Annotated in this window: 14 protein-coding genes; 9 read left to right on the forward strand and 5 right to left on the reverse strand. The window is 64.4% G+C overall.

What is annotated here, in order from left to right:
* Position 1: 1 nt before the first annotated feature.
* The 8 genes from lptA to mgtE are packed head-to-tail and all read left to right on the forward strand — an operon-like array spanning position 2 to position 6,003.
* On the forward strand, positions 2–496 hold the full coding sequence (lptA, locus tag CGX12_RS07160; protein ID WP_232513340.1) for a lipopolysaccharide transport periplasmic protein LptA: 495 nt from the start codon (positions 2–4) through the stop codon (positions 494–496).
* 3 nt (positions 497–499) lie between these two features.
* Complete coding sequence (gene lptB / locus CGX12_RS07165; protein WP_094039208.1) at positions 500–1,225, forward strand: LPS export ABC transporter ATP-binding protein; 726 nt, start codon at positions 500–502, stop codon at positions 1,223–1,225.
* Positions 1,226–1,277: 52 nt separating this feature from the next.
* Positions 1,278–2,711: an RNA polymerase factor sigma-54 gene (locus CGX12_RS07170; RefSeq protein WP_094039209.1), complete on the forward strand. Its 1,434-nt coding sequence runs from the start codon at positions 1,278–1,280 to the stop codon at positions 2,709–2,711.
* Between the two features lie 24 nt (positions 2,712–2,735).
* Complete coding sequence (gene hpf, locus CGX12_RS07175; RefSeq protein ID WP_094039210.1) at positions 2,736–3,023, forward strand: ribosome hibernation promoting factor; 288 nt, start codon at positions 2,736–2,738, stop codon at positions 3,021–3,023.
* Between the two features lie 2 nt (positions 3,024–3,025).
* The gene (ptsN, locus tag CGX12_RS07180; RefSeq protein WP_094039211.1) at positions 3,026–3,472 is read left to right on the forward strand and encodes a PTS IIA-like nitrogen regulatory protein PtsN; all 447 of its coding nucleotides are present in this window, start codon (positions 3,026–3,028) and stop codon (positions 3,470–3,472) included.
* Between the two features lie 11 nt (positions 3,473–3,483).
* Complete coding sequence (gene rapZ / locus CGX12_RS07185) at positions 3,484–4,350, forward strand: RNase adapter RapZ (RefSeq protein ID WP_094039212.1); 867 nt, start codon at positions 3,484–3,486, stop codon at positions 4,348–4,350.
* Positions 4,337–4,612 (forward strand): HPr family phosphocarrier protein, encoded by a 276-nt coding sequence (locus CGX12_RS07190; RefSeq protein WP_094039213.1) that lies wholly within the window; start codon positions 4,337–4,339, stop codon positions 4,610–4,612. Before rapZ ends, CGX12_RS07190 begins: the two co-directional genes overlap by 14 nt.
* A 29-nt stretch (positions 4,613–4,641) precedes the next feature.
* A complete protein-coding gene (mgtE, locus tag CGX12_RS07195; protein ID WP_094039214.1) occupies positions 4,642–6,003 on the forward strand; it encodes a magnesium transporter in 1,362 nt (453 codons plus the stop codon).
* Positions 6,004–6,353: 350 nt separating this feature from the next.
* On the opposite strand, the gene pmbA is transcribed toward mgtE, so the two are convergent.
* Complete coding sequence (gene pmbA / locus CGX12_RS07200) at positions 6,354–7,694, reverse strand: metalloprotease PmbA (protein WP_094039215.1); 1,341 nt, start codon at positions 7,692–7,694, stop codon at positions 6,354–6,356.
* Positions 7,695–7,796: 102 nt separating this feature from the next.
* Here pmbA and yjgA point away from each other — a divergent pair, with 102 nt between their 5' ends.
* On the forward strand, positions 7,797–8,318 hold the full coding sequence (gene yjgA / locus CGX12_RS07205) for a ribosome biogenesis factor YjgA (protein WP_094039216.1): 522 nt from the start codon (positions 7,797–7,799) through the stop codon (positions 8,316–8,318).
* A gap of 54 nt (positions 8,319–8,372) precedes the next feature.
* Here yjgA and CGX12_RS07210 read toward each other — a convergent pair whose 3' ends face one another.
* From CGX12_RS07210 to CGX12_RS07225, 4 genes are all read right to left on the reverse strand, one after another.
* Positions 8,373–8,564, reverse strand: a complete 192-nt coding sequence (locus CGX12_RS07210) for a hypothetical protein (protein WP_142995587.1) — start codon at positions 8,562–8,564, stop codon at positions 8,373–8,375.
* Positions 8,565–8,680: 116 nt separating this feature from the next.
* Positions 8,681–10,126: a metalloprotease TldD gene (tldD, locus tag CGX12_RS07215; protein WP_094039218.1), complete on the reverse strand. Its 1,446-nt coding sequence runs from the start codon at positions 10,124–10,126 to the stop codon at positions 8,681–8,683.
* On the reverse strand, positions 10,123–10,950 hold the full coding sequence (locus tag CGX12_RS07220; protein ID WP_094039222.1) for a carbon-nitrogen hydrolase family protein: 828 nt from the start codon (positions 10,948–10,950) through the stop codon (positions 10,123–10,125). The genes tldD and CGX12_RS07220 overlap by 4 nt, the downstream gene beginning before the upstream one ends.
* A 20-nt stretch (positions 10,951–10,970) precedes the next feature.
* Positions 10,971–12,027, reverse strand: a 1,057-nt coding sequence (locus tag CGX12_RS07225) for a YhdP family phospholipid transporter (protein ID WP_303396176.1), incomplete at its 5' end; no start/stop codon positions are given.

Raw genomic sequence — 12,027 nt, forward strand, 5'->3', positions numbered from 1 at the left:
CATGGGCGGCCTGCTGGCCCTGGGCCTGGGCCTGGCCGAGGCCAGGGAGTCGGACTTCCGCCAGCCGGTGACCATAGACGCCGGCCGCCAGCTGGTGGAACTGGCCGAGAACAAGGTCACCTTCAGCGACCGGGTGGTGGTCAAGCAGGGCACCATAGACGTGCGTGCCGACCGCCTGGTGGTGATCCGCACCGAACAGGGCCTGCAGTCGATGACCGCCCAGGGCAGCCCGGCCACCTACCAGCAGATCCTGGACAACGGCCAGCCGGTGCACGCCGAGGCCCGGGAGATCCACTACGACATCCGCGCCCGCACCATCACCCTGCTGCAGGATGCCAAGCTTACCCAGAACGACAACATCGTCACCGGCTACCGCATCCGCTACCACATCGACCGGGAGCAGATGGAGGCGGAAAGCCAGGGTGGCCAGGACAGGGTGACCACCATCTTCCTGCCCGAGCAGTTGCAGAACCTGAACGAGCAGGGCCAGGACTGAACCATGGCGACACTGAAAGCACGGGGCCTGCAGAAAAGCTACAAGGGACGCCAGGTGGTCGCCGACGTCAGCCTGACCGTCAACACCGGTCAGATCGTCGGCCTGCTCGGCCCCAACGGCGCCGGCAAGACCACCTCCTTCTACATGATAGTGGGGCTGGTGCAGCGGGACGCGGGCAGCATCACCATCGACGACCAGGACATCAGCCTCCAGCCCATGCACCTGCGGGCCCGGGCCGGCATCGGCTACCTGCCCCAGGAGGCCTCGATCTTTCGTCGCCTGAGCGTGGCCGACAACCTGATGGCGGTGCTGGAAACCCGCAAGGATCTGGACGCCGCCGGCCGCGGCGAGAAAATGGAGCAATTGCTGGAAGAGTTTAATATTACCCATATCCGCGACAGCCTGGGGATGAGCCTGTCCGGCGGCGAGCGGCGGCGGGTGGAGATCGCCCGGGCCCTGGCGGCCGACCCCCGCTTCATCCTGCTGGACGAGCCGTTCGCCGGGGTGGATCCGATTTCGGTGATCGACATCAAGAAAATCATACTGCACCTGCGCGATCGGGGCCTCGGCGTGCTAATTACCGATCACAATGTACGGGAAACCCTGGATGTGTGCGAACGGGCCTATATCGTCAGCCACGGCCACCGCATCGCCGCCGGCACCCCGGCCGAGATCCTCGCCGACGAGCAGGTCAAGAAAGTCTATCTGGGTGAACAATTCAGCCTCTGAGCAGGCCCCGCATCATGACAGTGCGGTCGATATAGAAGGACTTTTTTAAAAGATGAAGCCAACTCTTCAGTTACGTTTGGGCCAGCAGCTGACCATGACGCCCCAGTTGCAGCAGGCGATCCGCCTGCTGCAACTTTCCAGCCTGGAACTGCAGCAGGAGATCCAGCAAGCCCTGGAGAGCAATCCGTTACTGGAGCAGGATGAGCCGGAAAGCATCGATGTGGCCGAGCCCCGCCACGAAGAACAGCTGGCCGCCGACACCGCCATGGAGCAGAGCCAGCTGTCCGATGACCTGCCCATGGACACCAACTGGGAGGAGCTTTATACCGCTTCCCCGGGCGCCGGCGGCGGCCTGCCCGAAGGCGCCGAGGACACCGTCTACCAGGGCGAGACCACCGAAACCCTGCAGGACTACCTGCTGTGGCAGATGCGCCTCACCCCCTTCAGCGATACCGACCAGGCCATCGCCCTGGCCATCATCGATGCCATCGACGAGGCCGGTTACCTCACCATAGACGTCCCCGATATCCTGGAGGCGGTGGCCGGCGACGAGCTGGAGATCGAGGCGGACGAGGTGGAAGCGGTGCTCAAGCGCATCCAGCACTTCGATCCCATCGGGGTGGCGGCCCGCAACGTCCAGGAATGCCTGCGCATCCAGCTGGAGCAGTTCCCGCCCGAGACCCCCTGGCTGCAGCAGGCCCGGGAGGTGATCAACCAGCACATGGATCTGCTCGGCAACCGGGACTACCGCACCCTGCAGCGCAAGGCCAGGCTCAAGGAGGAGGAACTCAAGGAGGTGCTGGCGCTGATCCAGCAGCTGGAGCCCAGGCCCGGCCACACCGTCATCCAGAGCAGTTCCGAATACGTGATCCCGGACGTGGTGGTAACCAAGCGCAACGGCGCCTGGGTGGCGGAGCTCAACCCCGAGGCCATGCCCAAGGTCCGCCTCAACCAGACCTATGCCGCCATGGCCCGGCAGCCGCGCAACAGCGAGGACGGCCAGTTCATCCGCAACCACCTGCAGGACGCCAAGTGGTTTCTCAAGAGCCTGGAAAGCCGAAATGAGACCCTGCTCAAGGTTGCCAATTGTATTGTCGAGCAACAACAGGCATTCTTTGAGTATGGCGAGGAAGCCATGAAGCCCATGGTGCTGAACCATGTGGCCGAGGCGGTGGAAATGCACGAGTCCACCATCTCGCGGGTGACCACCCAGAAGTTCCTGCACACCCCCCGGGGGGTGTTCGAGCTGAAGTATTTTTTCTCCAGCCACGTGGGAACCGACGACGGCGGGGAGTGCTCCTCGACGGCGATTCGCGCCCTGATCAAGAAACTGGTCGGGGCGGAAAACCCGGCCAAGCCGCTGAGCGACAGCAAGATCGCCCAGTTGCTGGCCGAACAGGGGATACAGGTGGCCAGGCGGACCATCGCCAAGTACAGGGAGTCACTGGCCATCCCCCCTTCCAATCAGCGTAAACGCCTGGTTTAAAGGCAGACCAAGAAGGAAGACGTTATGCAAATAAACCTGACTGGACACCATGTGGAAATCACAGACTCACTGCGTGACTATGTGAACAGCAAATTTTCCAAGCTGGAGCGTCACTTCGACCACATTACCAATGCGCACGTCATCCTCAACGTGGAAAAACTGCAGCAGATCGCCGAAGCCAAGCTGAACGTCAGCGGCGGCGAAGTCTTCGCCAACTCCCAGCACGAAGACATGTATGCGGCCATCGACGGCTTGATCGACAAGCTGGATCGCCAGATCATCAAACACAAAGAGAAGCTCAAGCAAAAATAACCATGGAAGTCGCCGACATACTGAGCAGGGACTGCACCCGCAGTGCAGTTCCCTGCACGAGCAAGAAACGTGCCCTGGAAATCATCAGCGAGCTGGCCGCCCAGCACCTGAACATCAGCAGCCAGCAGCTGTTCGATTGCCTGCTGGCCCGGGAAAAGATGGGCAGCACCGGCATCGGCAATGGCATCGCCATTCCCCACGGCCGTATCAGCGATGACAACAAGGCGACCGCCGTATTACTCACTTTCGCCGAGCCGGTGGAGTTCGATGCCATCGACAACCAGCCGGTCGGCCTGGTTTTTGCCCTGCTGGTCCCCGAGCAGGAGTGCAAACAGCACCTCAAGACACTGTCATTGATCGCCGAAAAGCTCAGCAACAAGCAGGTATGCAAGCAGTTGCGCCAGGCCGGCAGCGATGACGAACTCTATCAGATCATGATCTCCGCCTGAGGACAAGCGCCATGCAACTGGTGATCGTCAGCGGTCGCTCCGGCTCGGGTAAAACCGTGGCCCTGCGGGTACTCGAGGACCTGGGCTATTACTGCGTCGACAACCTGCCCGTCGAACTGCTGCCGGATCTGGTGCAGATGCGCCGGCACAGGCCGGGCGAGGTGGCGGTCAGCATCGACGTGCGCAACCTGCCCGACAGCCCCGACAAACTGGAAGCCTGCCTGGCCGAAGTCAGGGCCATGGAAGGCGTTTCCCTCTCCAGCATCTTTATCGATGCCGACAACGCGGCGCTGATCCGCCGTTTCGGCGACACTCGCCGGCTGCACCCCCTGTCCCGCCACAGCCTGACCCTGGACGAGGCCATCCGGGAGGAGACCCACCTGCTGGCGCCCCTGTCCTCGGACGCGGATCTGCGCATCGATACCTCGGCCTTAAGCATCCACGATCTGAGCGAGATCATCCGCGAGCGCATCCTCGGCAAGAAGGAAAAGGAGCTGAACTGGGTGTTCGAATCCTTCGGCTACAAGTACGGGGTGTCCAAGGACGCCGACTTCGTGTTCGACGCCCGCTTCCTGCCCAATCCCCACTGGATTGCCGAGCTTCGCCCCTTCACCGGCCGCGACGAGCCGGTGGCCGACTACCTGGCCGGCCAGCCCGAGGTGATGAAATACCTGTGGCAGATAGAAAACCTGCTGATCACCTGGATGCCGCACCTGGAGCGCAACAACCGCAGCTACGTCACCGTGGCCATCGGCTGTACCGGCGGCCAGCACCGCTCGGTGTTCCTCGCCGAACAGCTGGCCCGGGTATTCCGGCAGATGGGCAAGAGTGTGCAACTTCGACACAGAACACTGGAAAAACGCAATGCCGAGAATTGAACGGGATCTGGAAATCGTCAACAAGCTGGGGCTGCACGCCCGGGCCGCCATCCAGCTGGTGCAACTGACGCAGCAGTTCGACGCCACCGTCACCGTCTGCAACCAGGACAAACAGGCGCCGGCCAACAGCGTCATGGGCCTGCTGATGCTGGAGACCGCCCAGGGTCACGCCATCCGGGTGGTGGCCGAAGGCCCGGACGCGGAGGCGGCGATGGAGGCCGTGGCCCGGCTGGTGGCCGACCGCTTCAACGAATCCGAATAACCCCCTCCTCCCCTCGCCCCGGAGCCCGGATGACCGAGCCATTAGACCACCCCAGGACACCGGATCAGCTGGACAGCATCACCCAGGCGCTGAACAGCGGCATGTTCGTGCACGTACGGCGCATGCTGCAGCAGATGCGCCCGGGCGACGTGGCCTGGCTGCTCGAATCCTCCCCCTCCCCCAGCCGCAAGGTACTGTGGCAGCTGATCGATCCCGACGACTACGGCGAGATCCTGGAAGAGCTGTCGGAAGAAGTGCGGGACGGCATCATCCGGCTGATGGATCCGGACAAGCTGGCCATCGCCCTGGAGGACATGGAGTCGGACGATCTGGCCTATGTGCTGCGGGATCTGCCCGAGCAGCTGTTCAGCCAGGTGCTGGACCGGATGGACGAGCAGGACCGGCAGCGGGCCGAGCAGGCCCTGTCCTATGCGGAAGACACCGCCGGCTCGCTGATGAACACCGAGTTCATCACCCTGCGCCCGGACGTGACCATCGACGTGGTACTGCGCTACCTGCGCCGCCACAGCGAACTGCCCGACGGCACCGATACCCTCTATGTGGTGGATCAGCACAACCGCCTGCTGGGGGACATGCCCCTGGCCAGCCTGGTGGTGCAGGCGCCCACCGCCACCGTGGCGGAAGTGATGGACACCTCGGTGGAAGCCATTCCGCTGACCATGTCCGACACCGAGGTGGCCAACCTGTTCGAACGCCACGACTGGCTGTCGGCGCCGGTGGTGGACGAGGAACGCCGCCTGCTGGGCCGCATCACCATCGACGACGTGGTGGACATCATCCGGGAGGAAGGGGAACACTCCATGATGGGCATGGCCAAGATGGCCGACGATGAAGACACCTTCGCGCCCGTGCTGACCAGCGCCCGCCGCCGTTCGGTCTGGCTGACCGTCAACCTGGGCACCGCCCTGGCCGCCGCCAGCGTGTCCAACATGTTCGAGGCCACCCTGGACCAGCTGGCCACCCTGGCCATCCTGATGACCATAGTGCCGTCCATGGGCGGCATCGCCGGCAACCAGACCCTGGCCCTGGTGATCCGCGGCATGGCGGTGGGCCACATCGGCGACAGCAACGCCCGCTGGCTGCTGACCAAGGAGGCCATGGTGGGGTTGATCAACGGCATGCTGTGGGCGCTGATGATAGCGGTGGTGGTCAGCCTGTGGAAAGACAGCTGGCAGATAGGCCTGGTGATAGCGGCGGCCATGTTCATCAACCTGTCGGTGGCGGGCATGGCCGGCGCCATGATCCCCCTGGCCATGCGCAAGCTCAACATAGACCCGGCCCTGGCCGGCTCCATGGCCCTGACCACCATCACCGATATCGTCGGCCTGCTGTCGTTTCTGGGCCTTGCGACGCTGATCCTGCTGAACTAAAGCTGGATGCTGGAAGCCTGGCTTTTAGTCACAAGGTCTGGCTGCCTGATTTGACGTAGAGAAGAGGCAACAGGGCCACCTCCGCCGACACGCCGCAAGTACGTCCATGTAGGCTCGCACCTGCCGAATGTCGCGGAAACCGCCGTATCATCGCTTCGCGATGCTGGCGGCGGAGCAAGGCGCTTCGCGCCCCCTGGCAGGTGACGGTCGGCGGAGGCGATCCCTGTAGCCTCTTTCCAGCCCCGATGCCATCTGAGGGTGATACCAGCAGGCAGCTGCGGGCAATAGGGACGACAAAGGGCCGCATAGGCCCTTTCTTATAGCTTCCAGCTTCTCGCTTCCGGCTTTCTTTACTGCCCTGCGATCTTCATGTTGTCGACCAGCACCGAGCCGGTCTGCAGGCTGGAGCGGGTTTCCACGTCGGTGCCGATGGCCTGGATACCGGCAAACATCTGCTTCAGGTTGCCGGCGATGGTGATCTCCTCCACCGGGTAGGCGATTTCGCCGTTCTCCACCCAGAAGCCGGCGGCGCCGCGGGAATAGTCGCCGGTGACGATATTGACCCCCTGGCCCATCATCTCGGTCACCAGCAGGCCGGTGCCCATCAGCTTAAGCAGTTGCTCCAGGCTCTGGCCGCTGCTCGACACCCGCCAGTTGTGGATGCCGCCGGCGTGGCCGGTGAGCGGCAGCCCCAGCTTGCGCGCCGAGTAGCTGGTCAGCAGGTAGCTCTTGAGTTCGCCCCCTTCGATGATATGACGGTCGTGGGTGCGTACGCCCTCGTTGTCGAAGGGAGCACTGGCCAGGCCCTTGTCCAGGTGCGGCTGCTCGTGGATGTCGAGCCAGTCCGGGAAGATGCGAGTGCCCAGGGCATCGAGCAAAAAGGAGGACTTGCGGTAAAGGTTGCCGCCGCTGATCCCCATCACCAGGTGGCCGAACAGGCCCGAGGCCACGTCCGGATGGAACAGCACCGGCGCCTGGGTGGTGCCGATTTTGCGCCCGCCCAGCCGGCCCAGGGTGCGGCTGACCGCCTCGTCCGCCACCCGTTCCGGGGTCCAGAGATCCTCGAAGCTGCGCGCCGAGGTGTAGCCGTACTCGCGCTGCATGTCGCCGTCCTGCTCGCCGATCAGCACGCAGCTCAGGCCGAAGCGGCTGCCCGCATAGCCTTTGACGAAGCCATGGCTGTTGCCGTACACCTTGATGCCGAGGTTGCTGGAAAAACTGGCGCCGTCCGACTGCTTGATGCGGCTGTCCCGGCCCAGGGCATGCTGCTCGCAGCGCAGCGCCAGCTCGATGCCGTCCGCCGGTTCCAGGGGATGGGGAAAGCACAGCGCCAGCTCCGGAGCGTCCCAGGCCAGTTCCGCGGCCTCGGCGATGCCGGCGAAGGGATCGGCCGTGGTGTAGCGGGAGATATCCAGGGCCGCCGCCACGGTGCGGGCGATGGCGTCGGGACGCAGGTCCGAAGTGGAGGCCGAGCCCTTGCGGCCGCCCCGGTAAACGGCGATGCCGAGGGCGCCGTCCTTGTTGAACTCGATGTTTTCCAGCTCGCCGTTGCGGGTATTGACCGACAGGCCGGTCTGCTTGCTGATGGATACTTCCGCCGACTCGGCCCCGAGCCGCTTGGCCGCATCCAGGGCTTGCTCTACCGCCAGTTCGAGCTGGCTCTGTTCGGTTTGAATCTCTTCGGGGGTCATAATGAAATCGCTGGCTCTGTTTGGAGTTAGCATAACAGACCCCTGCGCCCCTTGGGAGAAGCTGGTACTATATATGTAAATCTTTGTTGAAACGGAAACGCCATGCGCCACCACGACGAGCACCCCGATCACGACGACGAGATCGAATGGGTCAGCAAGAGCGAAATGAAGCGGGAAAGCCACGCCCTGCAGCAACTGGGCGAGTCCCTGGTTAAACTCAAACCCAGCGAGCTGGCCAAGGTACCCCTGGACGAAGAACTGCAGGACGCCATCGCCCTGGCACACAGGCTCGGCAATAAGCGGGAAGCCCTGCGCCGGCACCTGCAGTTTATCGGCAAGCTGATGCGCAGCCGGGACGTGTCCGCCATTCAGGAGGCCCTGGCCGCCTTCGACCACAAGAGCGCCGTGGCCAATGCCCATTTCCACAAGCTGGAGCTGTGGCGGGACCGGCTGATCAAGGAAGGGGACAAGGGCGTGGATGCCCTGCTGGCGGAATACCGGGAGCTGGATAGGCAGAAACTGCGCCAGCTGGCACGCCAGGGCCGGAAGGAACTGGCCGCCGGGCTACCGCCCAAGGCCTACCGGGAACTGTTCCAGTACCTCAAGCAGCAGCTGGAACCCTGAACAACACAACGGGAGCCGCGGCTCCCGTTGAACGTTACCGGGTAACATCAGCGCCTAGAAACACATATCCGCCGGTTTTTTACCCATTCGTTTCTGTATTGCACATTCACGGTTATCTACACCGTCGCCCCTTGTTGCCATTTCCTGCACTACGGGCTGCTGCATATCCAGCACTACTCCGGCCTGCGCCGGCATCAACATCAACCCAAGAACAGAGGCAAAGGCTATCGATAGCAAGGTTTTCATCTTTATGGCCTCCCATTCCGCTGCCGCACCTGCGGCAACAATGATTAGACCCTTGCCCCCGCCCGAATCGCACAGAAAAAGGCTTTTCACCACTGGTTAACAATTAACCAGCCCGGTTACTGGGTGCCCCCGACGGTCATCCGGTCCAGCTTGAGGGTCGGCTGCCCCACCCCCACCGGCACGCTCTGGCCGTCCTTGCCGCAGACGCCAACCCCGGTATCCAGGGCCAGATCATTGCCCACCATGGACACCTGGCTCATGGCCTCGGGGCCGTTGCCGATCAGGGTCGCGCCCTTGATCGGGGCGGTCAGTTTGCCGTCCTCGATCAGATAGGCTTCAGAGGCGGAGAACACGAAGCGCCCGGAGGTGATGTCGACCTGACCGCCGCCGAAATTGGGCGCATAGATGCCCTTCTTCACACTCTTGATGATCTCTTCCGGTGGTGTCTCGCCGGGCAGCATGTAGGTGTTGGTCATGCGCGGCATCGGCAGGTGGGCATAGGATTCGCGCCGGCCGTTGCCGGTGGGCGCCATCTTCATCAGCCGGGCGTTGAGCTTGTCCTGCATGTAGCCCTTGAGGATGCCGTTCTCGATCAGCACGTTGTAGCCGCTGGCGGTGCCCTCGTCGTCGATGGAGAGCGAGCCCCGCCGGTTGGCCAGGGTGCCGTCGTCCACTATGGTGCACAGCGGCGAGGCCACCCGCTCCCCGATGCGGCCGGCATAGGCGGAGGAGCCCTTGCGGTTGAAGTCCCCTTCCAGGCCGTGGCCCACCGCCTCGTGCAGCAGCACCCCGGGCCAGCCGGCGCCCAGCACCACCGGCATGGTGCCGGCGGGGGCGTCCACCGCCTCCAGGTTGACCAGAGCCTGGCGCACCGCCTCCTTCACATAGCCCAGGGCGCGGGGCTGACCGTCCACCTCCTCCAGAAAATAGTCGTAGCCGACCCGGCCGCCGCCACCGCTGCCACCCCGCTCCCGCCGGCCGTTGCGTTCCGCCAGCACCGAGCAGTTGAGCCGCACCAGGGGCCGCAGATCCGTGGCCAGGGTGCCGTCGGTGGCCAGCACCAGTATCTCCTCGTAGACCCCCGAGATGGAGGCGATCACCTGGGTCACCGCCGGATCCAGGCTGCGGGCGAAGGCGTCCATCTGCTGCAACAGGGCGATCTTCTGCTCCCGCCCCAGGCTGTCGAGGGGATTGAGCCCCAGGTAGCGGGCCGTCACCGGCTGCTCCCGGCCAATCTGGAAACGACCGTCGCCACCGTGCTCGGCGATGCCGCGGGCGGCACTCACCGCCTGGCTCAGGGCGGCGGCGGTCAGCTCGTCCGAATAGGCAAACCCGGTCTTCTCGCCGCTGACGGCCCTGACTCCCACGCCTTGCTCGATGTTGTAGCTGCCGTCCTTGACGATGCCGTCTTCCAGCACCCAGGACTCGTGCACACTGTTCTGGAAGTAAAGATCGGCAAAGTCGATCTGGTGCCGGCACAAGCGAGCCAGCTGGGCATCCAGCAGAGCCATGTCCAGGTCGTTGGGGGCCAGCAGGTTGCGGTTGATCTGTTCAATACTCATGCTTTGTTTCTCCAAACCGCGCTCAGGCGGGCATGTTGGGCCACCGGCATCTGGCTGCGGATCCTGGCCAGCCGTTGCGGGTCCAGGGGGGCGACGATCAGTCCTTCGCCCTTGGGCAGGCAGGCCTGGATTTCCCCCCAGGGGTCCAGGATCAGGGAGTGCCCCCAGGTCTGGCGGCCGCCGCTGTGCTCCCCGTACTGGGCCGCCGCCAGCACATAGCACTGGTTCTCGATGGCCCTGGCCTGCAGCAGGGGCAGCCAGTGGGCCTGGCCGGTGACCCGGGTAAAGGCCGCGGGCACCATCAGGATCTCGGCGCCCTGTTCGCGCAGGGCCCGGTACAACTCGGGAAAGCGCACATCATAGCAGATGGACAGCCCCAGGCGGCCGAAGGGGCTGTCGATCAGGCACAGCGCATCGCCGGAGGCATAGGTGGCCGACTCCTGATAACGGCCGTGGCCATCGGCCACCTCCACGTCGAACAGGTGCACCTTGTGGTAGTGGCCCACCCGCTCCCCTTTATCGTTATAGACCAGGCTGGTGGAGTGCAGCTTGTCGCTGCCCTCGATCCGGGTCGGTATGGAGCCCACCACCAGCCAGATCCCCAGCTCACGGGCCCAGCGGGAAAAGGTCTCCTGCACCGGCCCCGCGCCCAGGGGTTCCGCCACTTGCCAGGCCGCTTCCCGACCGCCGAACACCACGGCGTTTTCCGGCAGTTGCACCAGGAGCGGGCGGCTCGGCGGCAGTTGCCGCAGCAGTGTTTCCAGCCTGGCCTGGTTGGCCGGCCACTCGGGACCGGCATTCAATTGTATCGCCACCAGTTCCATGGTGTTCTCCTTATTCTTCATTATTCGCCATTGCCAGGCAGCTCCATGCGCTCCTGCTCCCGTCCCAGCTCCTGGATTTGCGGCTGGGCCAGGGAACCGCTGACCCGATAACGGATACGAGTGAATACATCTACCACGGGACCCAGCACCTTGGACAGGGCAAAGACGTAAAGACCGGTGACGGGGGTGACCGCGAAGGCCGCCAGCACCGGCAGGTTGCCGGTCAGGTTGGGGGTGAAATCGAGCCGGTAGTCCAGCTCCTCCGCCACCAGGTCGACCCGCCCCCGGCCACGCAAATCGCCGGCCGCCCCGTTCAGCAGCAAATCCTCGTTGTGCAGCACCCCGTCCCGCAGCTCGGCGCTGGCACTGATGCGATCGAAGTAGAATCCCTGCTCGAACACATCGCGGAAATCCAGGCGCAGCCGGCGCAGCACCGACTCCATGCTGAGCACCGACAGCAGGCCGGCCCCCTTGTCGCTCAGTTCGGTCAATACCCCGGCCCCGGTCTCGGCCTGAAGGCTGCCGCTCAGGCTGGCCCGGTCCGGGCGCCAGGGCAGATCCAGCCAGCGCAGTTGCCCAGCCAGGCTGGCCCGGGTCTCGCTGAAAGGGGAGTCCAGGCCCAGCCCCTGCCACAGCCGCTGCAGGGAGGGCGTCGCCCCCTGCCATTCCAGCCGGCTCAGGTTACCGCTCTGGTGCTGCAGCCACTGGCCATGGGCACTGGCCTGCAACAGCGGGCCCTCCAGGCTCAGCTCGTGCAACTGCACCCCGTTCTGCCCGGACAGAGGCTCGAGCCGGAAGCTCAGCCGGCCCAGGGCCAACTCGCGCCAGCGGCAGTCCCGGCAGTCGACCTCAAGCGCCGGCAGTTGTCCCGGGCTGATGCCGTCGGCCTGCCGGCCCAGCCGCTCGTCACCTGGCGCCGGGTTCAGCCACAACCGTGCCAGCTCGGCCCGGACCGGGCCTTCACCGCCCCACCACACCTCGCCTTCGGCCTGCTCGGCCCGGACGCTCAGGCGCCGGCGTCCCTGGCCGTCGGGCTCGAGCAACAGGCCGAGCTGGTTGAAAGGCTGGCGCCAGAGC

It is taken from the genome of Zobellella denitrificans (assembly GCF_002237365.1).
GTDB classification, from domain to species: domain Bacteria; phylum Pseudomonadota; class Gammaproteobacteria; order Enterobacterales; family Aeromonadaceae; genus Oceanimonas; species Oceanimonas denitrificans.